The sequence below is a fragment of the Anaeromassilibacillus sp. An172 genome (assembly GCF_002160515.1).
Classification (GTDB): Bacteria; Bacillota; Clostridia; order Oscillospirales; family Acutalibacteraceae; genus Limousia; species Limousia pullorum.
Map to the genome: position 1 here is coordinate 1 of NZ_NFKS01000009.1, position 21,278 is coordinate 21,278.

Here is a 21,278-nt window from a genome sequence, read left to right on the forward strand (position 1 = left end):
GAGAAATTGAGATTTTCGGAAAGAAGCTTTCCGATTTTAAGTCAAAGGATAAGGAAAAAATAGGCGTTTTGCTTTCGGACAGCGGTTTTTCCGGAGAATTAAAGGTAAAGGATATAATACCTGTTTTGTCCGCTGTTTATTCACAGTTTGATAAGGAAGACTTTTTGAAAAAATGCAAACAGATGAAACTGCCTCTGAATAAGAAAATAAAAGAGTTTTCCACAGGTATGAAAGCAAGGTTGAAATTGATTATTGCCATAACCCACAATGCGGATTTGCTGATTTTAGACGAGCCAACCGCAGGTATGGACGTTATGGCAAGGGAAAGTATAATTGATATGCTTAGGGAATATATGGAGCAGGGGGAGAGAGCGATACTTATAAGCTCCCATATTTCCGGAGATTTGGAAGGTTTATGCGACGATATATACATGATTGATAACGGAAAAATTATTCTTCATCAGGATACCGACGTTATTTTGAGCAGTTACGGAATATTAAAGCTCAGGGATGAAGAATACAGAAAGCTTGATAAATCACATATTTTGAAGATTAAAAAAGAAAACTTCGGTGTCAGCTGTCTTACCGATGAAAAACAGTTCTATATGGATAATTATCCGGGAATAGTTGTGGAGCGTGGAGGAATTGACAGCGTCATTACAATGATGATAGGCGGTGAAAATCCATGAAAGGCCTGTTAATTAAGGATTTAAAAATCATACTTAGCAACAAGAGTATGTTTTTAGTTATACTTGTGATTATGGGTATGGTTGCCTTTACCGATGTGGCTATATCAGCTTTTGTAACCTCCTATATATCAATCCTTTTTACAACTCTGGTTGTTACAACAATCAGCTATGACGATTACGACAGATGTATATCATTTTTGATGACTCTTCCGGTGAGCCGAAAGGATTACGTAAGGGGAAAATATGTATTCGCTGTTGTTGCTGAGCTTTGCGGCATCTTGTTGTCTGTGGTTCTGAATGTAGCTATAAATATGCTGAAAAAGGGTCAGGTTGATTTTAACGAGCTGGTATTTTCCTGTGCCGTGATATTTTTCATGATGCTTGTTTTTATATCAATTTTACTGCCCATTCAGCTTAAATTTGGAGGAGAACATGGAAGAGTGGTTCTCTTTGCAGTGGTTATTTTGAGTGTTGCAGGTGCTTTCGGAGCTATTCAGCTTTTAGAGGTCTTGAATTTAGATTTGAACTGGTTTCTTGAAACTGTAATTCTGGGAAATGCTGTTATGTCAACTGTTATAAGCGTTTTGGTAGTTGCACTTCTTTTGTGTCTTTCTTACGCAATAAGCAATCGTATAATGAAAAAACGCGAGCTTTGATAGAAAAGACTGGCGGTGAGAATAAATGAAAGGTCTTATAATAAAGGATATAAGGATTATATTCAGCAATAAAAATGTTTTTCTATTTATTCCGATTTTAGTGTCTATGGCTGCTTTCTCAAAAACCCGACTGGCAGTGTATTTATTCGCATATGTTGCAGTTATGGTTATTTCTCTGCTTACAACAACCATAAGCTTTGATGATATGGAAAACGGCACGTCTTTTTTGATGACAATGCCGGTCAGCAGGAAAGAATATGTCAAAAGCAAATACCTGCTGGGTGTTGTAAGTCTTATTTTAGGTGTAGTAGTTTCAATAGCTGTTGTAACGGCTGTAACCTTTTTAAAGGGAGATACTTTGGATATTAACGGACTTATGCTTATAGTTTGCCTTTTGTGGCTGGTTATGATTGTTTTAATGTCAGTTTTAATACCTGTACAGCTGAAATTCGGTTCTATAAACGGAAAGGCTGTTCTTATGTGCATTATAATCGGAAGTATGCTGGTGCTTGCGGCAATGATTTTGGTGCTGAGAAATTACAGTGAAGAGACATTGAATTTCTTTGTAAACGAGATTATGAAAAATATGGTGCTTATGACAGCGGCTGGAATTCTTGGAACTGTTATTATACTTGTAATATCCTATATGATGAGCGTCAGAATAATGAAAAAACGTGAGCTTTGATTTCGGAGGCGTTTTATGGAGTATATATTTTGCTGGATAGCAGGCGGTGTAATCGTTTTGGCTATAATAAGATACCTGCTTTATAAAAAAAGATAAAAAAATAAACTGCCGGAAAGTGTAAAAACTTTTCCGGCAGTTTTAGCTTTTTTAAAAATTATAAATGAACGGTTCCAAGTCAGAAAATAGACTTAACCCTGACATATGGTGTTTTTTAAGATTGAACTATAAGTGTTGTTTTATAGTTACATAAATCACACCTCTGATAGAGTAAGCCACTCCCAGTCAGGAAAACAAACTTAGTCCTGATATATGGTGTTTTTTAGCTTGAACTATAATCGCACCTCTGATAGAGAAAGCCACTCTCAGTCAGGAAAACAAACTTAGTCCTGATATATGGTGTTTTTTAGCTTGAACTATAATCGCACCTCTGATAGAGTAAACCACTCTCAGTCAGAAAACAAACTTAACCCTGACATATGGTGTTTTTTAGATTGAACTATAATCGCACCTCTGATAGAGTAAACCACTCTCAGTCAGGAAAACAAACTTAAACCCGCCGCATCGAGGAGGTAATCCTCCAGATGAATCTGTCCAAGGCGGAAATAAAATAAACGGATATAAAAAAATTATTTGTCAGCTTTCCAGAGGCCGTGGAGGTTGCAGTATGCGAAAGCAGAGATAACTTCGTCTGTGTCACAGAGAACAAATTCTGCCTTTGGTTCTGCGCCCGGCTTGAGCTCTTTGCGCTGGTTGCCTTCTTTTGTTTCTATGGAAATCCACTCAATAAAATGCTCTTCAGCCATTGGGTGTGGAACTTCGCCGACTGTTACTGTTACTTTCTTACCGTCAACAGCGATAACAGGAACGTGCTTTTCTGTTGCAGCGTCTGTAGAACCAGGAATGATTTCCTTCATTTTCTCTCCGCAGCATACAACAGGAACACCTTTGTCCTCTACAAATGCGATGATGTTACCGCAGTGTTCACATTTAAAAAATCTTTGTTTCATGTTATTATCCTCCTTTAATTTTGAGTCTTACATATATTTTGTCTTTTTGTTACATTTTTATTATAGTCTAATTATGTGAAAATTACAATAAGATTATATGTTTTTTACTTATTTTATATGTGAAAAATTAAAGCTGTTTTTTCGGTTATTATGGACATAATAAAAGCTGTACGTTAAGTCTGCGTTATGGTATAATTAAAATAAAAAATCCACATTAAGGAGGAATTAAAATTGGCAAAAAGAATTTTGAATATGGTTCCACAGGAGCTTATAAATCTTACAAAGGACGAGTTTTTATCCGCTATAGCAGGAAGCGAGGGCAGAGTACTTGCTTCTGAAACTATCGGCGTTACAATACCTCTGCTTACAGATGTTACAAATGCAGAGTTTGCAGCTTCTATGGGGGCAGATTTAATACTTTTAAATATGTTTGACGTGAGAACACCGAATATAATGGCTCTGCCTAAAGTAAAGCCGGAGGACACTGTGAGAGAGGTTAAAAGACTTACAGGAAGAATGGTGGGAATAAACCTTGAACCTGTTGACGATGAAGCAGCTAAGGAAAACGCAGAAACCTTGTGGGAAATGAGCGCAGGAAGATATGCAACAGCAGATAATGCTGAAATTGCCGCAGATATGAGCGTTGATATGATTGTTCTCACCGGCAATCCGGGAAACGGCGTAAGCAATAAGGCTATTGTAGATTCTCTGAAATCAATTTCCGAAAGAGTCGGGGATAGAATTGCCCTTTGCGCAGGAAAAATGCACGCTTCCGGTATTGTGGGAGAGGGCGGAGAAAATATTATAACCAAGGATGATATAAAAAGCTTTGCCGAGGCTGGTGCAGATATTATTCTTCTTCCTGCGCCGGGAACAGTTCCGGGTATCACTACAGAGTATATCAGAGGACTTGTAAGCTATGCCCACAGCCTTGGAAAGCTTACAATAACATCTATAGGAACATCTCAGGAGGGTGCAGACACAGACACAATAAAGAGAATTGCCCTTGAGTGTAAGATGACAGGAACAGATATTCACCATATAGGCGATTCAGGTTATGTGGGAATGGCTCTGCCTGAAAATATTATGGCTTACAGTGTGGCTATAAGGGGAATAAGACACACTTACCACAGAATGGCTCAGTCACTTGCGAGAGAAAAATAATTTGTTTTAAATATGAGGGATAGAACAATGAAATGCTTATCTGAATTACCGCAGGGCTACAGAAGGATTTTATCCTTGGATTTGCAAAAGGATAAAAAGCTTGCGCTTAGAATAAATATAGCCGCTTTGGCTGTTGCCGCTGTAATGGGAATAATCGCCGGCGTGGTTACTACAAGAGAATATTTTCTGTATTTTGACATTGTAAAAATTATAATTATATTTGCCGGCATGTTTATCTACTTGGTATTGCATGAACTTGTCCATGGAATGGCAATGAAATTTTTCGGTTCAAAGACCGTTAAATACGGATTTTCTCTCTTGTATGCATATGCCGGCAGCAAGGATTATTTCAATAAAAATATGTATATTGTTACTGCGCTGGCTCCCATGGTGATTTGGGGCGTGGTGCTTATGATACTTAATCTGATTTGCGGTATTGAATGGTTTTGGGTGATATACCTGATTCAGATTTATAATATCGCAGGTTCTACCGGAGATATGTATGTTGTACATAAGATTTCAAAAATGCCAAAGGATGTGCTTGTTTTTGACTCCGGTGTGTCAATGGAATTTTATTCAGCGGAATGATTTATGTTTTGTATTGACAATAGGATTTATTGGGAGTATAATAATCAAGATAAAATTATATAACCTATTACGGCGTTGACGGGGTTAATTAACTTTTATTTCCGCAAAGAGAGAGAACGGCTGGTGGAAAGTTCTTCGGAAAAGGTTATGGGCCGCCCCTGAGCTTTCGGTGATGAGCCGGACGTATTTCTGCGTTAAAGAAATTCAAGGGGTCGTTTTAATTTTAAAACGGCAATTTGGGTGGTACCGCAGGTTTATCTCCTGTCCCATTTCGGGGCAGGAGTTTTTTATTTTATTGAATGAGATAAAAGGAAAACAAGGAGAGTAATAATTATGCAGTGGACAGGACTTAACGAATTGAGAGAAAAGTTTCTTTCTTTCTTTGAAAGCAAGGGTCATTTAAGACTTCCAAGCTTTTCCCTTATTCCAAAGGACGACAACAGCCTTTTGCTTATTAACAGCGGAATGGCTCCTATGAAAAAGTATTTTACAGGAGAGGTTACACCTCCGAGAAAGCGTGTTACAACATGTCAGAAATGTATCAGAACACCTGATATTGAGCGTGTTGGTATTACAGCTCGTCACGGAACATATTTCGAAATGCTCGGTAACTTCTCTTTCGGCGATTATTTCAAGCACGAGGCTACAGCCTGGGCATGGGAATTCTTTACAAAGGTTTTGGAAATGCCTGAGGAGCTTCTCTATGTTTCTATCTATGAAAACGACGACGAGGCTTTTGACATCTGGACAAAGGAGGTTGGAGTTGACCCAAGCCACATTGTAAGAATGGGCAAAGAGGACAACTTCTGGGAGCACGGTTCAGGTCCATGCGGCCCTTGCTCTGAGATTTATTTCGACAGAGGCCCTGAAAAGGGATGCGGCAAGCCTGACTGCCATGTTGGCTGTGAGTGCGACAGATTTGTTGAGGTTTGGAACCTGGTATTTACTCAGTTCAACAACGACGGACACAACAACTACACACCTCTTGACCATCCAAACATCGATACAGGTATGGGACTTGAGCGTCTTGCCTGTGTAATGCAGGGTGTTGACAACCTGTTCTTGGTTGACACAGTTCAGAACATTATGAAGCACATCTCCGAGCTTACAGGTGTTAAGTACGGCGAGAGCGAAAAGAGCGATATTTCACTTCGTGTTATTACAGACCACATCAGAAGCACAACCTTTATGATTGGCGACGGCGTTATGCCATCAAACGAGGGCAAGGGCTATGTTCTCAGAAGACTTTTGAGAAGAGCTGCACGTCACGGCAGACTTTTGGGCATGAAAGAGCCTTTCCTCTACAAGGTTTGCGAAACTGTTATTAAGGAAAACGAAAGCGCATATCCTGAGCTTAGAGAAAAGCAGGAGTTCATCACAAAGCTTATTAAGGTTGAGGAGGAAAACTTCCTTAACACTGTTGAGCAGGGCATGAATATGCTCCAGGGCATTATCGACAGAGGCGATGTTGAGGTTCTCTCCGGTGAGGACAGCTTTAAGCTTCACGATACTTTCGGATTCCCGATTGACCTTACAAGAGAAATTCTTGAGGAAAAGGGTATCTCCGTTGATATAGACCGTTTCTATGAGCTTTTGGCAGAGCAGAAAAAGCGTTCCCGTGATATGAGAAAGAACGCAGGCGCAGACGCTTGGATAAGCGACAGCACAGACCTTACAGACGTTGCAAAAACTGAGTTTGTAGGCTATAGCGAAAATGAAACTCAGGCTGAAATTCTCGCTATTGTAAAGGACGGCGAGCGTGTAGAGGCTGTAGGCGAGGGCGAGAGCGCAATATTTGTTCTCAACAAAACTCCTTTCTACGGTGAAAGCGGCGGTCAGATTGGCGATACAGGCGTTATCTCCGGCGAGGGCTTTGAGATTGAAGTTACAAACACAACTAAGGACCAGGGCGGAATTTTCCTCCAGGCTGGTGTTGTAAAGTCAGGCAGCGTGGCTGTAGGTATGTCTGCTGACGCTAAAATTGACGCTGTGCGCCGTATGGATATTATGAGAAACCACACTGCTGCTCACTTGCTCCAGGCTGCTTTGAGAGAGGTTTTGGGAAATCACGTTGAGCAGGCAGGTCAGCTTGTTACAGACCATTCTGTAAGATTTGACTTTACACACTTCTCAGCTCCGACAGCTCAGGAGCTTATGGCTGTAGAGGAGAGAGTCAACGAGGTTATCCTTGCAGGTATGCCTGTTGAGGTTAAGGAAATGCCTATTGAAGAGGCTAAGAAAATGGGCGCAATGGCTTTGTTCGGCGAAAAGTACGGCGACATCGTAAGAGTTGTAAAGGCAGGAGATATCTCTACAGAGCTTTGCGGCGGTACTCATGTTGACAACACAGCAAAAATCGGCTTGTTTAAAATCAGACAGGAAGGCTCTGTTGCAGCAGGCGTAAGACGTATAGAGGCAGTGACAGGCCACGGCGTTTTGGCTATGGTTGAAAACGCAATGAACATGATTGCACAGACAGCTATTACACTTAAAATCTCCAATCCGAGAGAGATTGTTGCAGGCGCAGAAAGAGTTGCCGGCGAGCTTAAAGAGCAGTCAAGAAAAATTCAGGAGCTCAGCGATAAGATTGCTGCAACTCAGATTGATTCCCTTATGGCTAACAGCCAGCTTGAAAAGGGCGTTAGAATTATCTGTGCAGCTATGACTGACGTTACAGGCGACATGATTAAGGAAATGTGCGGAAAAATTCTCGACGTTGCTCCAAAGGCTGTAATTGTTCTTGCAGGTATCAACGAGGGTAAGGTTACTTTCGGATGCGCATGCGGCAAGGAAGCAAGAGAGAAGGGCGCAAATGCAGGCAAGATAGTTAAGGCAGTTGCTCAGATTGCAGGCGGCAACGGCGGCGGAAAGCCTGACCTGGCTATGGCTGGAGCTAAAGACCCAACAAAGGTTGACGAGGCTATTATGCAGGCAAAGGCAATTATTCTCGACATGATAAAGGAATAATTTTTAAGATAACATATTTACAGGAGAAATCCGAACCGTTTTTCGGTTTGGGTTTCTCTTTTGCTGTTTTAATGTGAAAAATATGTCGCATTATGTGAAAAGTTAATGAAATTTAGCGCAAAAGAGGATATTATCTTGATTTATTTTGATAAATCAGATAGAATTAAAAGGAACTATGGGATTACTAAAGTGTTTTTCCTTTGATAGGGAGGAATATCAATGAAATGCGCAAAAGGTGTATTGCCGGCAGCGGCAGTTCTTTTTTTTATTACCGTATTAACCCATTTCCCTGTAAGCGCAGAGACATATTTTGCCAGTGATGATTATAAGTATACATACAGGTATGACGGAACTATCGCCGTTGCAGGATATATGGGAACTTCTTCCGTTTTGGATATACCAAGTCAGATTTCAAACAGAGATGTGACCGAAATATCCTGGAGCGCTTTTTACGGTAACAAAAACATAACAGAGGTAAACTTTCCTGAAACTATAAAAACCATAAGCGACAGCGCTTTTTCAGGGTGTATAAATCTTAAAAAAATAATTATTCCGGCTTCGGTGACAAAAATCGGCGCAAATGCTTTTTACAGCTGTTCATCTGCCGAAACCATTGAAATTAAGGGACAGCCGGAAAGTATAGAGAAATATTCTTTTAACAGATGTTCTTCTGTTAAGGAAATTACTCTTCCGGAAACTGTTAAGTCAATAGGAGAGTATGCTTTTTACGGTTGTAAATCACTTGAATATGTGTATATACCTCCGGCAACTACATATATTGAAGAGCATGCTTTTGACGGCTGTGATAAGCTTGTAATATACGGCTACAGCGGTTCCTATGCCGAAACCTTTGCCAATGAAAAGGGGATTGAGTTTTCCTCTGTAGGTGAAGTTCAGGAAGCTAATGAGGCTGGCGGGAATTCCTTTGTCACAGGTGGGAACTACAACAAGTTTGAAAACAACAACGCCGGAGATTTAAATGCCGACGGAGTTGTTAATAACCTTGACTGCGAACTTCTTCAAAAGTTTCTTACAAAAAAGAAGGAATGTTTTTTCGGAAAATCCACTTATGATTTTAACGGTGACGGAAAATTTAACGTGACAGACGTGACTTGCTTACAGCTGATAATAGCGGGTTACATAGTTTAATGACGTAAATTTGTAATGTTTTGAATAAAATGTCAAAAAAAGCTTGACATTTATAATGAATGAGAATATAATAATGTCAGTTAATATTTTAATACATTAAACCATTGATGAGGAGATAACGCATTATACGATCTCACAGAGAGCCTCAGGTGCTGGGATTGAGGCAGAAACCGGTATTGCAAATGGACCTCGGAGGGTGCGGGGGAACAAAGTATCCCGCAACGTGTTCTCACGTTACAGAGATAGAATGTGTTTGCATTCGATGAGTGGGCGTTTCGCCAAACAAGGTGGCACCGCAGATATTTTGATTGTCTGTCCTTGGGTTATAGTATAACCCGAGGACTTTTTTATTTTTGTTTTTAAGGTGATAATATGATTTTACTTAAAGAACGATGGCGTATTTCATAAAAGTTTTTTAGAAAAATATCAGTATAAAATAATTTTTTGAAATATGAAAGGTGAGTAAAAATGAAAAAGTTTTTATCTATAGTATTGTCAATTCTTATGTGCGCAGCGATTTTCACAGGATGCGGCGGAAACAGCGAAGGCGGAAACACAGATGGTCAGTCATCAGGTGAATCAGTTAAAATCGGAATTATCAAGATAGTTGAACATTCATCCCTCAATACCATTGAACAGTCAATTATTGACAGACTGGAAGAGCTTGGATACAAGGACGGCGAAAATGCTGAGATTTCCTGTATGTCAGCTCAGAATGACTCAACAACAATTCCTCTTATGATGGATAAATTTGTAGCAGACGGTTACGACATTGTTGTCGCAATTTCCACACCGGTAGCTACAGCTGCTATGAACTATTCTTCACAGATTCCTGTTGTTTTCTCAGCGGTTTCCGACCCGGTTGCAGCAAACCTTACCACAAGCCTTGAAAAGCCTGACAAAAACATCACAGGTACTTCAGACAGCGTTCCTGTTGAAAAGATAATCGACATGGCTTTGGAGCTTACACCGGATATCAAAACCTTTGGATTTATCTACAACTCAGGTGAGGACAGCTCTGTAGCAAATATTGAAAGAGCAAAGGCATATTGTGAGGAAAAGGGCTTGAGTTATGTTGAAGCCAATGTTGAGAACAGCACAGCTATTCAGCAGGCGGCTGAATCACTTGTTACAAAGTGCGACGCAGTATTCTCACCGACAGACAACACTGTTGCCGAGGGTATGTCAATTCTCTCTCAGATTTGTAAGGATGCAAAAATCCCATGCTATGTAGGAGCAGATTCTCTTGTTCAGGACGGCGGTTTTGCATCAATCGGTATTACCTATGAGGATTTGGGAATTGAAACAGCCAATATGGTTGATAAGGTTCTTAAAGGAACAAGCATTTCCGATATTCCTGTTATGGTTTTTGAGGATTTGTACACATATGTAAATACAACAACAGCAGACGCTATCGGAGTTGAACTCAGCGATGAGATTTTGAACAGCGACAAAACAGTGATTTTTGAATAATTAAAATAATTCCGCCGGTTAACAAAAATAGTTTTCCGGCGGATGAGTATGTATGAAGAATTTTTGAGAGGTGTTTATTTTGCAGTATTTAACCTTGGGTCTTGGCTCTATAGAACAGGGAATTATATACGCTATTTTGGCTTTGGGCGTATTTGTTTCCCTTAGAGTTCTTGATATACCTGATTTGACAGTTGACGGTTCCTTTATAACAGGTGCCGCAGTATCAGTTATGGTCACTCAGCTTCAGCAGCCTTTCGGCGGCGGAGTTTTGTTCCCGATTTTGTCCCTTATTTTGGCTTTTCTTGCCGGAGCAATCACCGGTGTTATCACAGGACTTTTGCACACAAAGCTGAAAGTTCCCGCACTTTTGGCCGGAATACTTACAATGACCGGACTTTATTCAATCAACCTGATTATCATGGGCGACAAGCCTACAGTTTCCATAAACGGAATGACTACAGTGTTTACACCTGCTATTGACCTTATAGGCGGCGACGCTGTGTCAAGAAAGCTTGCAATTATTCCGGTTATGTTTGTAATACTTTTAATTGCTGTTATCGCTCTTGTATGGTTCCTGCGTACTCAGGTGGGTATGGCTTTGAGAGCTACAGGCGACAATGAGGAAATGGTTAAGGCAAGCTCTATAAATGCCGACAATATGAAGGTTTTGGGACTTGCAATCGCCAACGGAATTGTGGCTCTTTCCGGAGCTGTGCTGGCACAGGATCAGACCTTTGCAGATGCAAAGTCCGGCGCAGGTACTGTAGTTGTGGGAATCGCTTCAATCATTATCGGTGAAACTATTTTCGGAAAGCGTTCTATTTTGAACAACATAATCTCAGCAGTTTTAGGTGCTGTGGTTTACAGAATTTTCATTACAATCGTTTTGCAGTTCGGTTTGCCGGCTTCTTACTTCAAGCTTTTGTCCGCTTTGATTGTTGTAATTGCAATCTGTGTACAGGTTACCGGTGAAAAGATAGCAAAGAAGAAAACAAGGAGGGTGACAAAGAATGTTAAGTCTTGAAAATATTTACCTTACATTTAATCCCAATACCGCAAATGAAAAGGTTGCCCTCAACGGTGTTTCTCTTAATTTGGAAAAAGGCGATTTTGTAACAATCATCGGAAGCAACGGAGCGGGAAAATCTACAATGCTCAACGCTATTGCCGGTACTTTTATCCCCGACAGCGGTAAAATCACTTTGGACGGTGTGAATATTACAAATATGCCAAACCACAAAAGGGCAAAGTATATGGGCAGACTTTTCCAAGACCCTTTAAAGGGAACTGCTCCCAACATGACTATTGAGGAAAATCTGGCTCTTTCCTACGGCAGAGGCACACGCCGTGGCTTTGGAATAGGAGTTAGAAAAAGCGACGAGAAGTTTTATAAGGAAACACTAAGCAGATTGGGTCTGGGACTTGAGGACAGACTTAAAACAAAGGTTGGTTTGCTTTCCGGCGGTCAAAGACAGGCTCTTACACTGCTTATGGCTACAATAGTTACTCCAAAGCTTCTTTTGCTGGATGAGCATACAGCCGCTCTTGACCCTGTTACCGCTAAAAAGGTTATGGATTTGACAAACAGCATTGTCAAGGAGAATAACATAACAACAATGATGGTAACTCACAATATTTCCGACGCTCTCACAACAGGAAATAAAACAATTGTAATGTCAGGCGGTAAAATTGTTATGGTCCTCAGCGGGGAAGAGAGAAAGGGTATGACCCTTGAAAAGCTTATGAAGCTTTACTCAGATACAGCCAACGATTCATTTACAGACAAAATGATACTTTGATATTCACGGGATGACTGCATTGCGGTTGTCCCGATTTTTTTAAAATAATATGGATATATGTGTGAAAATTCATAATATATAAATAGAAATATAGGTGATTTTTAAAAGATTTATATTGACAATTAACATTTGCTGTGCCACAATATATATTGTAAATAATAGCCATAACGAAATGGAGGATATACATATGGTTAACAGAATTATATTAAATGAAACATCTTATCATGGAGCAGGCGCTATTGCCAATGTTGCAACAGAGGCAAAGGCAAGAGGCTTTAAAAAGGCTTTTGTTGTTACTGACCCTGATTTGCTTAAATTCGGAGTATCACAGAAGGTTTTGGATGTTCTCGATAAGGACAACCTTGCCTATGAAGTATACAGCAATGTAAAGGCTAACCCTACAATCGAAAACGTGCAGACAGGCGTTGAAGCTTTCAAAAACAGCGGCGCTGATTACATTGTAGCAATCGGCGGCGGAAGCGCAATGGATACAGCAAAGGCTATCGGCATTATTGTTGAAAATCCTGAGTTTGCAGATGTAAGAAGTCTTGAGGGTGTTGCTCCTACAAAAAATAAAGCAGTTCCTACAATCGCTATTCCTACAACAGCAGGTACAGCTGCTGAGGTTACAATAAACTACGTTATCACAGACGTTGAGAAGAACAGAAAGTTTGTATGTGTTGATACACACGATATCCCCGTTGTTGCAATCATCGACCCTGACATGATGTCATCAATGCCTAAGGGACTTACCGCTGCTACAGGTATGGACGCTTTGACCCACGCAATCGAGGGCTTTATAACAAAAGCCGCTTGGGATATGACAGATATGTTCCACTTGAAGGCTATTGAGATAATCTCTAAAAACCTCCGTGGTGCAGTTGAAAACACACCGGAGGGCAGAGAGGGAATGGCTCTCGGTCAGTATGTAGCAGGTATGGGATTCTCCAACGTTGGCTTGGGTATAGTTCACTCAATGGCTCATCCTCTTGGTGCAGTTTATGACACACCTCACGGCGTTGCCAACGCTATTATTCTTCCAACAGTTATGGAATATAACGCAGAGGCAACAGGCGACAAGTATAAGTACATTGCCGCAGCTATGGGCGTAGAGGGAACAGAGAAAATGACCGTTGAAGAGTACAGAAAGGCTGCTATCGACGCAGTTAAGAAGCTCTCCGCTGATGTTGGTATTCCTGCTGACCTGAAAGAAATCGTAAAAGAAGAGGATTTGGACTTCCTTGCCGAGTCAGCTTATGCAGACGCTTGCCGTCCGGGCAACCCACGTGACACCTCAGTTGAGGAAATAAAGGCTCTTTACAAGTCTTTGATGTAACTTATATATTATACAATTATATTATATTATATTATATTATATAAAAAATTAGAGACAGCTCTGATAATGTATTGGAGCTGTCTTGTTATTTTAATATTTTTCTGTTTTTTCGATGTTTTTATTGTTTTTTCTTGACGCATTTGTTATAATATAATAGGGTGAGGTTATGTTTCTAACTGGTTATCATGGTACAAGTAACAAAAGTGCAGATAATATATTAAAGGAGAATTTTTTTAAGCCATCCGAAAGTGATAAGGAATGGCTTGGAAAAGGAATATATTTCTATTTTAATTTTGCAGATGCGTATGAATGGATAAACAGCGAATCAATTCTGCATTCAGTTATAAAAATTGACGACGATGAATATCTTGATCTTGATACTAAAGAGGGCTTAAATATTTGTCGTAAAGCTATTGACATGGTAATTAAATATGGAGTAGTAATTAACCCTAAGGATAAAAAGATGGCTCAAAAAAATCAATGTGCAGCGATGAATTGTATTTGGAAACTGAGCGATACTATTAAGGTTATGTCGAGAAGTTTTCCAAGAGAGCCAAAAGTAATTGAAATGATAATGGATGAAAGGCCATTGAGAAAAGAATTCTGTGTAAAGGATAACAGCTGCATTAAATTTACGCAGATAATAAGAAGGAGTGATATCCGTGACTAAAGAAGAAAGGATTCTATCTGAAATAGAAATAGCTCTTGACGGTATGTCGGAAAAAGAAAGGTATGACTTTCTAAAAAAATGCGGATTTGTTCTTGAAAGTGATTTCAAAGTTCTAAAAGAACCTAAAAAAATTTCAAAAAACAGTCATTTTCTGCTTCGGTGCGGAAATAATGAAAATTCAAATTTTTTTAGCAGAAAACTAAAAAAGTTATATAATTAAAAGTTTTCTATGAAAAAAACACCCTATCCAATCGGATAGGGTGTAATTTTTAAGTCACATAGACAATTATCAGTCTGTTGTGTAAGGAAGAAGAGCAAGGTGACGAGCACGCTTAATTGCTACTGTGAGAGCTCTCTGGTGTGCTGCGCATGTGCCTGTTACACGACGTGGCAAAATCTTGCCGCGCTCTGACATATAACGGCGGAGTCTTGCGATATCCTTGTAATCTATGTTTTCTACCTTGTCAACGCAGAAACCGCAAACTTTCTTGCGTGGCTTTCTGCTGCGATTCATAGGTCTTTCAGCCATGGTAAAGGTCTCCTTTCATATATTTAATCGTTAAGTTTTTGTTTAAGGTGTTAAGGTCTTAAAACGGTAAGTCGTCGTCGAGGGGCATCTCTTCAAAATCTCCTGCCGAACCGTTTGAGTAGGAAGGAGCTGCCGGTTCTGCCGGAGCAGAATAACCACGCTGAGGAGCTGCGTCATATGGCTGTGAATAACCACCCTGAGAGTAGCCGCCTTGTGAGTAGCCTCCCGGGGAATATCCGCCGCCTTCTCTGCGTTCGCCGGTGAATGAAACGTTGTCAGCCACAACTTCAACAACATATCTGTTAGAGCCGTCTTTTGCCTGATAGGTTCTGCTCTGAAGCTGACCTTCAAGGGCGATAAGAGAGCCTTTAAAGAAATATCTGCATACAAACTCTGCGGTACTTCTCCAGCAAACTATATCAAAAAAGTCTGTCTGGCGTTCTGTGCCTGCTTTAACATAACTGCGGTCAACCGCAATTCTGAAGCTTGTAACGCTGATGCCTGATGATGTTGTCTTGAGTTCAGGGTCTGAAACAAGTCTGCCCATCAAAATAACTCTATTTAGCATAGTTGTTCTCCAATACCTTAATTATTCACCTTTTTTGATGATGAGAGAACGGAGAACGCCGTCTGTGATCTTGTAAACACGATCAAGCTCTGCCGGGAACTCTGCTTCGCTCTCAAAGTTCATCAAAACGTAATAGCCTTCACTCTCTTTGTTGATGAGGTATGCAAGTCTTCTCTTGCCCCACTCGTCAACGTTGAGCAGTGTAGCGTGCTTTTCAATCAAAGCCTTAAACTTCTCAACGATTGCCTGGATTCCTTCTTCACCCTGCTTCATTGAAATAACCATTACTGTCTCGTAATTAGCCTTTACTGCCATTTGTTGCACCTCCTTTTGGACTTTTGGCGGCTTTCGCCGCAAGGAAAGTTATGCAGGTAAAATTAACATAACTTTAATTATTATAGCATGTCTCCGGATTTTGTCAAGTGCAACACTCAAAAAAATAATTGCCGAAAAGAGGGAGTTTAAGTCTTGTTTTTTGCACAAGATTATATAAAAAATCAGGCAGTTTTCACTGCCTGACAAAAACTAAATTGTTTTAAATTGTGATTATTCTTCTTCGTTTTGGTTGGGGTCAAAGCTTATCAAAGCGTCTGAACCTGTAACAGTCGGAAGCTTTCCGTCCCACTTCTGGATTTTTTCATATTCAACAACATTGTCGTTGAGGGATTCTGCCAAAAGCTTGTTGGCGTCCGCCTGTGCCTGTGCCTTTGCAGTGATAGCGTCTGCCTCTGCCTGAGCGGCAATAAGCTTTTTCTGGGCTTCTGCCTCAGCTATAACTATAGCCTGTTCCTGCTCGGTTTTGGTTTTTATAAGGTTCTGTTCGGCAACCTGCTTTGCTTCGATTGCCTCGTTAAATTCCTCTGAGAAATCAAAGTTTACAATGCTGAATTTCTCGATAACAATACCGTATTCGCTTACCTTTTCTTCAAGAGAAGATTTGATTTCTTCGCCCACCTGAGCACGGAGAGTTATAAGCTCTTCGGCTGTGTATTTTGCGCTGACTGACTTCATGCTTTCCTGAACTGCGGGGAGGAGAACTATTTCCTCGTATCTTTCGCCGATGTTCTTATAAATGTTGGCGCTGGAGTCAAGTCCTACACGGTAGTTTACCGCAATTTCGCTTTCAACTGTCTGCAAATCCTTTGAAACAGCGTTTGCCTGAACTTCCTGTTTCTGGATTTTGTTGCTTATTATCGCCACATTCTGAACGAAAGGAACTTTAAAATGAAGTCCCTCCTGCATTACATTGTCGGAAACCTTACCAAGCGTCATCACAACGCCGGTGCTTCCGGCGGGAACGATTACTATGGAAAATGATGCAATAATTGCTATTACAATAATGACCGCAACTATGGGGATAATTTTTTTGACCTTTGAATTTACTTTGTTTACCGGATTGAATCCTTCCATTTCTACTTCCTCACTTTTTGATTTAAAAATCATAATAAATTATTTATAATACGTTCTGCCTTTTGTCTTATAACGGAGCTTTGGTATGCCAGAGTCATAATAAGCAAAGCTTTTGATAATCTTTCTTTTCCGTCGGAATTAAGATAATCAATACCTTGGGTTTCATTTTCGATTGCCCTAAGCATTTCTTCTTCGCCGTTTAAGTTATCTCTTTGGCACAGCCAAACAGTTTTGAAAAACAAGTTAAAAAGAGTGCTGTCCGGAACAAGGTCGTCGGAGGTGTCTTCCACGTCGCCGTTTATGTATTCCATAAGGCGGATAATTTTTTCAATCTGTATTGAACCTCTTATACTGTTTATAAGAATAATTCTTATAACATGGCGTTCCTTGTAACGCTTGTTTTCGGGTTTCATAACCCAGCCACGCTTTACCCAATTTTGGATTGTGGTGGTTTCAAGTCCCGTAATCTCTCTTACCTGGGCGAGAGTAAGACCTCCGGTTGCCTTGAATACAGGTTCGATTAAACCGTATACATTGTTCTCGTTACCTTCTTTATATGATATTGCCGTTCCCGGGATTGTTAATATCAAATTCATCACTCCCTTTATTGAGTTGAGAAGATTATATCATGAGTTCACGTGACTGTCAATAGGGTTCGCAATATTATTATGTACAAACCTTAACATATGTATTTGTAGAAAAAATACAAAAATAAAAATCCCCGAGTCCTGCTCGGGGATTTAAGTGTGCGTATTGATATTAAACTGCCTTAGGAGCGCTAACAGCTCTTGTTACCTTACCTGAACGTAAGCAGCGGGTGCAAGCGTGTACGTGCTTAGGTGTACCGTTAACTACAGCCTTAACTCTTCTTACATTTGGCTTCCATGTTCTGTTTGAACGTCTGTGTGAGTGGGAAACCTTTATACCGAAAGCAATATCCTTACCGCAGAAATCACATTTTGCCATGCTTCTGCACCTCCTTAGAATCATAATAAACATTTTAACTATGCTATAATAACAGATTTCATCTGTAAATGCAAGGGGTTTTAACTTTTTATTTCAATAATTTTTTTATATTACCAATATTTGTGCATTATTTACATGTATACCTTTATGGCTATTGTAATTAAAAGGAAAATGTAATATAATTAAACTGTATTTCTGTATTCAAATACAGAGTATAAAACAAAAATACTACAAAATCAAGTATATCAGGAGGTATATTATGCTTTTCGATTTGATTAACGGCAGACTCACCTTTGAATCCGCTATAGCTACAATTCTGGCGGTTCTGCTTATTATCTTTTTGGTTCTGCCATTTCACGAGTGGGCTCACGCCTTTGTTGGTTACAAGTTGGGCGATGTGTCCGTCAAATACAGAAAAAGACTTACATTAAATCCTATTGAGCATATAGACCCGTTAGGTGCTTTGTGTCTGCTGTTGTTTGGTTTCGGCTGGGCAAAGCCTGTACCTATTGATTCACGCTATTTCAAAAAGCCAAAAAGAGATATGGCTCTTGTGGCTTTGGCAGGTCCTCTTGCCAATTTGATTGCCGCAACTGTGGGCGGACTGTTTTTAAACATGTATGTTACATTCTGTGCAAGATTTATTTATACAAATACCGCAGGATATATCATCTTGAGTTTCTTAGTGAATTATGTGTTTATCAATATTATTTTGGCGGTGTTTAACCTTATTCCAATACCGCCCCTTGACGGCTCAAAGGTGCTCTATGCATGTTTGCCTGACAGAATACTTTATAAGTTTATTCCTTATGAAAGATACTTTATCCTTATAGTTTTGGCTTTGATGTGGGTGGGAGTGCTTTCTTATCCTATCAACTTTGTTGCAAACTATATTTACAACGGCATTATGTGGCTTACTGGTTTGCCTTTTAGTTTCTTATAATAAGTTTTACAGCGGAGGGATAATTGTTGGAACATTCACCGGTTGTGCTGCAATACAAGCTGCCCGAGTTTGAGGGGCCGCTGGATTTGCTGCTTACTCTGATTTCCAAAAATAAAATAAATATCTGCGATATTCAAATAAGCGAGCTTTTAGAGCAGTATATGGAGCAGATTTCAAAAATGCAGGAGCAGGACATGGATATAGCTTCCGAGTTTTTGGAGATGGCTTCAAGACTTGTCTATATCAAGTCGGTTTTCCTGCTTCCAAAGCACGAGGAAGAGGCTCAGGAGCTTAAAAAAGAGCTTGAGGGTCAGCTTATAGAGTATCAGCTTTGCAGAAAAACAGCCGCTATTCTGGGAACTATGGCAAACTTTGACGCCTTTTACAGGGGAGCTTCTCCGGTCGAGTACGACCTCACCTATAAAAGAAAGCATCCTCCCGAGGATATCGCCAGAGGTTACGAGAGCGCCTGCGGCAGGGGAAAAAGACGTCTTCCGCCGCCGGCAGAGGCTTTTTCCGGAATTGTGGCAAAGAGGATTGTGTCTGTCGGCTCAAGGATTGTCCATGTGCTCAGACGCCTTAAAAACGAACACAACCTTACCTACGGCAATCTTTTTGAAACAAGTACCGAAAGGGGAGAGCTTGTTGCCACATTCCTGGCTGTGCTGGAGCTTGTAAAGGGCAAGCGCATACGAATAGAGGGCGACGGAGAAAATGCTCAGGTGGTTGTTAAGGACGATTTGGGCGATATAGAACAGCTCCAGAGAGAGGCGGATTTGTCCTACTCTAAAGATGAAGAACCGGAAAATGAAGCAGGTGGTGAAGAAGTATGACAGACAGAGAAAATATTTGCGCCATAGAAGCGATTTTGTTTGCTTCCGGCGGTTCTGTTTCCATAGATAAAATAATGTCGGCTTTGGACATAAAAAAGGCTCAGGCACTTGAATATATCAAAGTGCTTGTGGAAGAATATAACAGTGAGAAAAGAGGACTTGAGATTATAAAGCTCAACGACTCCTATCAGATGGTTACTAAAAAAGCTTATGCGCCTCAGATACGCACCGTTATGGATTTGAAGAGAAACACACCGTTATCCCAGGCGGCGTTAGAGGTTTTGGCGGTTGTGGCTTACAATCAGCCTGTCACCAAGGCTTTTGTGGAGCAGGTGAGAGGTGTTGACTGCAGCGGCGTTCTGTCAAGCCTTGCGGCTAAGGATTTGGTTGAAGAAAGAGGAAGACTTGAACTTCCCGGCAGACCTCTGCTTTACGGAACGACTGAAAACTTTTTGAGATGCTTCGGTCTTTCCTCTTTGGATGATTTGCCAAGCCTGCCTGAAAAAGAGGGAGAAAAAGAAGAACCCCTTACCGGAGAAGAGCTTTCCGCCCTTGCCGGTGAGGCTCAAAGCCTTCTTGATATGGCTAAATAAGTCCTTATCATAACAAAACAGGCGCAGGCTTAATAAAAGAATTGGGGTGGTACATTGGCGTGGCTGTGGATTTTAGGTTCTGTTGCGCTGTTGCTGATACTTTTTCTGATTTCTTCCGTACATGTGAGTTTTTCCTACGATAAAAAAATGAAATATAAGCTCAGGTGGCTTTTTATTTCCATAAGTTCCGAGGATTTTAAGGAAAAAACAACTGAGGAAAAAAAGGAAGAAAAGCCTCAGGAGAAAAAGCCGGAAAAACCGAAATCTTCTTTTTTAAAAAATCTGTATAAAGGGGAAGGTTTGACGGGTATAATAGATATACTTCGTGATGTATCACAGATTGCCCAAGGCGCATTAAAATATGTTTTTGAACACTTAATTGTAAAAAGATTTTATATAGATATATCTGTCGCCTGCGGCGACGCCGCAAAAACTGCGATACGTTACGGACAGGTATGCGCCGGAGTTTATCCCTGCGCCGGCATAATTGTTTCAAATACAAAATGCAGAAGTTACGATATAAACATATATCCCGATTTTGATGATAAATCGGAAAGTAAAATATCGGTGGACTTTAAGGGAAGAGTAAAACTGTTTTTTATTATAAAAACAGCGGTTGTTTACGGTTTGAAGCTTTTGAAAATCTATAAAAACAGAATTATCCCCTCTATTATCAGAGGAGAGAGAAAAGGCAAAAAACCTGCAAACAGCCGGGAAAGTCAAATAAAAAATAATACTGTGTCTGATGAAAATAATTCAAAGAAAAAGGAGTAATCAACATGGAAGAACATCCAATTAACAAACTGATGGACACCACCATGCAGAAAATTAAAGAAATGGTGGATGTAAACACAATTATCGGTGACCCTATAACAACACCTGACGGAACAACAATTATTCCGATTTCAAAGGTAAGCTACGGTTTTGCCGCTGGCGGAACAGATTTTCCGTCAAAAAGAGAAAACAGAGATAATTTCGGCGGCGGAAGCGGCGCAGGCGTTTCAATCACACCTATCGGATTTCTTACCGTTTGTAAGGGCGATGTAAGAATGGTTACTGTTGAAAACAATAACGGAACCATAGAAAATGTAATAGGAATGGTTCCCGATATGGTGAGCAAGGTAGGGGCTATATTTAAAAAGGACAAGCCGGCAAAGGAAGATTTTGCAGATATAAAGCTTGACGACCCTGAAATATAATTTTGATGTCTGAAAATTATCATAAAATTATTTTTCAAAGCATATTTGTGAACA

The 21,278-nt window shown here is 40.2% G+C and carries 25 protein-coding genes and 2 other annotated features; of the genes, 18 read left to right on the forward strand and 7 right to left on the reverse strand.

Annotated features, from left to right (window positions below):
• The 3 genes from B5F08_RS05670 to B5F08_RS05680 all read left to right on the forward strand — a co-directional run.
• Positions 1 to 689, forward strand: a 689-nt coding sequence (locus tag B5F08_RS05670; protein ID WP_143256361.1) for an ATP-binding cassette domain-containing protein, incomplete at its 5' end; no start/stop codon positions are given.
• On the forward strand, positions 686 to 1,345 hold the full coding sequence (locus B5F08_RS05675) for an ABC-2 transporter permease (protein WP_087377261.1): 660 nt from the start codon (positions 686 to 688) through the stop codon (positions 1,343 to 1,345). The genes B5F08_RS05670 and B5F08_RS05675, both read left to right, overlap by 4 nt.
• Before the next feature lie 25 nt (positions 1,346 to 1,370).
• A complete protein-coding gene (locus B5F08_RS05680; protein ID WP_087377263.1) occupies positions 1,371 to 2,030 on the forward strand; it encodes an ABC-2 transporter permease in 660 nt (219 codons plus the stop codon).
• A gap of 626 nt (positions 2,031 to 2,656) precedes the next feature.
• On the opposite strand, the gene B5F08_RS05685 is transcribed toward B5F08_RS05680, so the two are convergent.
• Positions 2,657 to 3,037 carry a desulfoferrodoxin family protein gene (locus B5F08_RS05685; RefSeq protein WP_087377265.1) on the reverse strand — a complete coding sequence of 127 codons (381 nt, stop codon included), beginning with the start codon at positions 3,035 to 3,037 and terminating at the stop codon, positions 2,657 to 2,659.
• A 231-nt stretch (positions 3,038 to 3,268) separates the two neighbouring features.
• Here B5F08_RS05685 and B5F08_RS05690 point away from each other — a divergent pair, with 231 nt between their 5' ends.
• From B5F08_RS05690 to B5F08_RS05735, 10 genes are all read left to right on the forward strand, one after another.
• Positions 3,269 to 4,201 carry a DUF7916 family protein gene (locus B5F08_RS05690; protein WP_442856061.1) on the forward strand — a complete coding sequence of 311 codons (933 nt, stop codon included), beginning with the start codon at positions 3,269 to 3,271 and terminating at the stop codon, positions 4,199 to 4,201.
• A 27-nt stretch (positions 4,202 to 4,228) separates the two neighbouring features.
• Complete coding sequence (locus B5F08_RS05695; protein ID WP_158096230.1) at positions 4,229 to 4,789, forward strand: DUF3267 domain-containing protein; 561 nt, start codon at positions 4,229 to 4,231, stop codon at positions 4,787 to 4,789.
• A 66-nt stretch (positions 4,790 to 4,855) separates the two neighbouring features.
• Positions 4,856 to 5,061: a binding site (T-box leader), on the forward strand.
• Positions 5,062 to 5,122: 61 nt separating this feature from the next.
• Positions 5,123 to 7,756 (forward strand): alanine--tRNA ligase, encoded by a 2,634-nt coding sequence (gene alaS / locus B5F08_RS05700; protein WP_087377269.1) that lies wholly within the window; start codon positions 5,123 to 5,125, stop codon positions 7,754 to 7,756.
• A gap of 219 nt (positions 7,757 to 7,975) precedes the next feature.
• A complete protein-coding gene (locus B5F08_RS05705; protein ID WP_087377271.1) occupies positions 7,976 to 8,905 on the forward strand; it encodes a leucine-rich repeat protein in 930 nt (309 codons plus the stop codon).
• Positions 8,906 to 9,000: 95 nt separating this feature from the next.
• Positions 9,001 to 9,228 (forward strand) — a binding site (T-box leader).
• Between the two features lie 145 nt (positions 9,229 to 9,373).
• Complete coding sequence (locus B5F08_RS05710; protein ID WP_087377272.1) at positions 9,374 to 10,378, forward strand: ABC transporter substrate-binding protein; 1,005 nt, start codon at positions 9,374 to 9,376, stop codon at positions 10,376 to 10,378.
• Between the two features lie 79 nt (positions 10,379 to 10,457).
• Complete coding sequence (locus B5F08_RS05715) at positions 10,458 to 11,402, forward strand: ABC transporter permease (RefSeq protein ID WP_087377274.1); 945 nt, start codon at positions 10,458 to 10,460, stop codon at positions 11,400 to 11,402.
• A complete protein-coding gene (locus tag B5F08_RS05720; RefSeq protein WP_087377276.1) occupies positions 11,389 to 12,177 on the forward strand; it encodes an ABC transporter ATP-binding protein in 789 nt (262 codons plus the stop codon). Before B5F08_RS05715 ends, B5F08_RS05720 begins: the two co-directional genes overlap by 14 nt.
• A 187-nt stretch (positions 12,178 to 12,364) precedes the next feature.
• Complete coding sequence (gene fucO, locus B5F08_RS05725; RefSeq protein WP_087377278.1) at positions 12,365 to 13,513, forward strand: lactaldehyde reductase; 1,149 nt, start codon at positions 12,365 to 12,367, stop codon at positions 13,511 to 13,513.
• Positions 13,514 to 13,679: 166 nt separating this feature from the next.
• On the forward strand, positions 13,680 to 14,183 hold the full coding sequence (locus B5F08_RS05730) for a hypothetical protein (RefSeq protein ID WP_087377280.1): 504 nt from the start codon (positions 13,680 to 13,682) through the stop codon (positions 14,181 to 14,183).
• Entirely contained in the window at positions 14,176 to 14,403 is a 228-nt protein-coding gene (locus B5F08_RS05735; RefSeq protein ID WP_087377282.1) for a hypothetical protein, read from the forward strand. Before B5F08_RS05730 ends, B5F08_RS05735 begins: the two co-directional genes overlap by 8 nt.
• A 69-nt stretch (positions 14,404 to 14,472) precedes the next feature.
• Here the strand turns inward: B5F08_RS05735 and rpsR are convergent, their stop codons facing one another.
• The 6 genes from rpsR to rpmB form a co-directional block, all read right to left on the reverse strand.
• Positions 14,473 to 14,712, reverse strand: a complete 240-nt coding sequence (gene rpsR / locus B5F08_RS05740; protein WP_087377284.1) for a 30S ribosomal protein S18 — start codon at positions 14,710 to 14,712, stop codon at positions 14,473 to 14,475.
• Positions 14,713 to 14,770: 58 nt separating this feature from the next.
• The gene (locus B5F08_RS05745) at positions 14,771 to 15,280 is read right to left on the reverse strand and encodes a single-stranded DNA-binding protein (protein ID WP_087377286.1); all 510 of its coding nucleotides are present in this window, start codon (positions 15,278 to 15,280) and stop codon (positions 14,771 to 14,773) included.
• A 21-nt stretch (positions 15,281 to 15,301) separates the two neighbouring features.
• Entirely contained in the window at positions 15,302 to 15,595 is a 294-nt protein-coding gene (rpsF, locus tag B5F08_RS05750; protein WP_087377288.1) for a 30S ribosomal protein S6, read from the reverse strand.
• Positions 15,596 to 15,826: 231 nt separating this feature from the next.
• Positions 15,827 to 16,690, reverse strand: coding sequence for a prohibitin family protein (locus B5F08_RS05755; RefSeq protein WP_158096231.1), 864 nt, complete (start codon positions 16,688 to 16,690; stop codon positions 15,827 to 15,829).
• Positions 16,691 to 16,719: 29 nt separating this feature from the next.
• The gene (locus tag B5F08_RS05760; RefSeq protein WP_158096232.1) at positions 16,720 to 17,280 is read right to left on the reverse strand and encodes a DUF1836 domain-containing protein; all 561 of its coding nucleotides are present in this window, start codon (positions 17,278 to 17,280) and stop codon (positions 16,720 to 16,722) included.
• Positions 17,281 to 17,449: 169 nt separating this feature from the next.
• Positions 17,450 to 17,656, reverse strand: a complete 207-nt coding sequence (gene rpmB, locus B5F08_RS05765; RefSeq protein WP_087377293.1) for a 50S ribosomal protein L28 — start codon at positions 17,654 to 17,656, stop codon at positions 17,450 to 17,452.
• A gap of 259 nt (positions 17,657 to 17,915) precedes the next feature.
• Between rpmB and B5F08_RS05770 the strand changes: the two genes are divergently transcribed.
• From B5F08_RS05770 to ytfJ, 5 genes are read left to right on the forward strand one after another with little or no spacing between them, the layout of a single operon-like run.
• Positions 17,916 to 18,599, forward strand: coding sequence for a site-2 protease family protein (locus tag B5F08_RS05770; protein WP_087377295.1), 684 nt, complete (start codon positions 17,916 to 17,918; stop codon positions 18,597 to 18,599).
• A 26-nt stretch (positions 18,600 to 18,625) separates the two neighbouring features.
• Positions 18,626 to 19,432 carry a segregation and condensation protein A gene (locus B5F08_RS05775; RefSeq protein ID WP_242968308.1) on the forward strand — a complete coding sequence of 269 codons (807 nt, stop codon included), beginning with the start codon at positions 18,626 to 18,628 and terminating at the stop codon, positions 19,430 to 19,432.
• Positions 19,429 to 20,025, forward strand: a complete 597-nt coding sequence (gene scpB, locus B5F08_RS05780) for an SMC-Scp complex subunit ScpB (protein ID WP_087377297.1) — start codon at positions 19,429 to 19,431, stop codon at positions 20,023 to 20,025. Before B5F08_RS05775 ends, scpB begins: the two co-directional genes overlap by 4 nt.
• 54 nt (positions 20,026 to 20,079) lie before the next feature.
• On the forward strand, positions 20,080 to 20,799 hold the full coding sequence (locus B5F08_RS05785; protein WP_087377299.1) for a DUF2953 domain-containing protein: 720 nt from the start codon (positions 20,080 to 20,082) through the stop codon (positions 20,797 to 20,799).
• 5 nt (positions 20,800 to 20,804) lie between these two features.
• Positions 20,805 to 21,224: a GerW family sporulation protein gene (gene ytfJ, locus B5F08_RS05790; RefSeq protein WP_087377301.1), complete on the forward strand. Its 420-nt coding sequence runs from the start codon at positions 20,805 to 20,807 to the stop codon at positions 21,222 to 21,224.
• Positions 21,225 to 21,278: the final 54 nt, after the last annotated feature.

Excerpts from the sequence above, each read along its gene's own strand:
- B5F08_RS05675 (WP_087377261.1), top strand. The coding sequence starts at position 686 with ATGAAAGGCCTGTTAATTAAGGATTTAAAAATCATACTTAGCAACAAG.
- B5F08_RS05680 (WP_087377263.1), top strand. The coding sequence starts at position 1,371 with ATGAAAGGTCTTATAATAAAGGATATAAGGATTATATTCAGCAATAAA.
- B5F08_RS05685 (WP_087377265.1), bottom strand. The coding sequence starts at position 3,037 with ATGAAACAAAGATTTTTTAAATGTGAACACTGCGGTAACATCATCGCA.
- B5F08_RS05695 (WP_158096230.1), top strand. The coding sequence starts at position 4,229 with ATGAAATGCTTATCTGAATTACCGCAGGGCTACAGAAGGATTTTATCC.
- alaS (WP_087377269.1), top strand. The coding sequence starts at position 5,123 with ATGCAGTGGACAGGACTTAACGAATTGAGAGAAAAGTTTCTTTCTTTC.
- B5F08_RS05705 (WP_087377271.1), top strand. The coding sequence starts at position 7,976 with ATGAAATGCGCAAAAGGTGTATTGCCGGCAGCGGCAGTTCTTTTTTTT.
- B5F08_RS05710 (WP_087377272.1), top strand. The coding sequence starts at position 9,374 with ATGAAAAAGTTTTTATCTATAGTATTGTCAATTCTTATGTGCGCAGCG.
- B5F08_RS05720 (WP_087377276.1), top strand. The coding sequence starts at position 11,389 with ATGTTAAGTCTTGAAAATATTTACCTTACATTTAATCCCAATACCGCA.
- fucO (WP_087377278.1), top strand. The coding sequence starts at position 12,365 with ATGGTTAACAGAATTATATTAAATGAAACATCTTATCATGGAGCAGGC.
- B5F08_RS05730 (WP_087377280.1), top strand. The coding sequence starts at position 13,680 with ATGTTTCTAACTGGTTATCATGGTACAAGTAACAAAAGTGCAGATAAT.
- rpsR (WP_087377284.1), bottom strand. The coding sequence starts at position 14,712 with ATGGCTGAAAGACCTATGAATCGCAGCAGAAAGCCACGCAAGAAAGTT.
- B5F08_RS05745 (WP_087377286.1), bottom strand. The coding sequence starts at position 15,280 with ATGCTAAATAGAGTTATTTTGATGGGCAGACTTGTTTCAGACCCTGAA.
- rpsF (WP_087377288.1), bottom strand. The coding sequence starts at position 15,595 with ATGGCAGTAAAGGCTAATTACGAGACAGTAATGGTTATTTCAATGAAG.
- B5F08_RS05755 (WP_158096231.1), bottom strand. The coding sequence starts at position 16,690 with ATGGAAGGATTCAATCCGGTAAACAAAGTAAATTCAAAGGTCAAAAAA.
- rpmB (WP_087377293.1), bottom strand. The coding sequence starts at position 17,656 with ATGGCAAAATGTGATTTCTGCGGTAAGGATATTGCTTTCGGTATAAAG.
- B5F08_RS05770 (WP_087377295.1), top strand. The coding sequence starts at position 17,916 with ATGCTTTTCGATTTGATTAACGGCAGACTCACCTTTGAATCCGCTATA.
- scpB (WP_087377297.1), top strand. The coding sequence starts at position 19,429 with ATGACAGACAGAGAAAATATTTGCGCCATAGAAGCGATTTTGTTTGCT.
- ytfJ (WP_087377301.1), top strand. The coding sequence starts at position 20,805 with ATGGAAGAACATCCAATTAACAAACTGATGGACACCACCATGCAGAAA.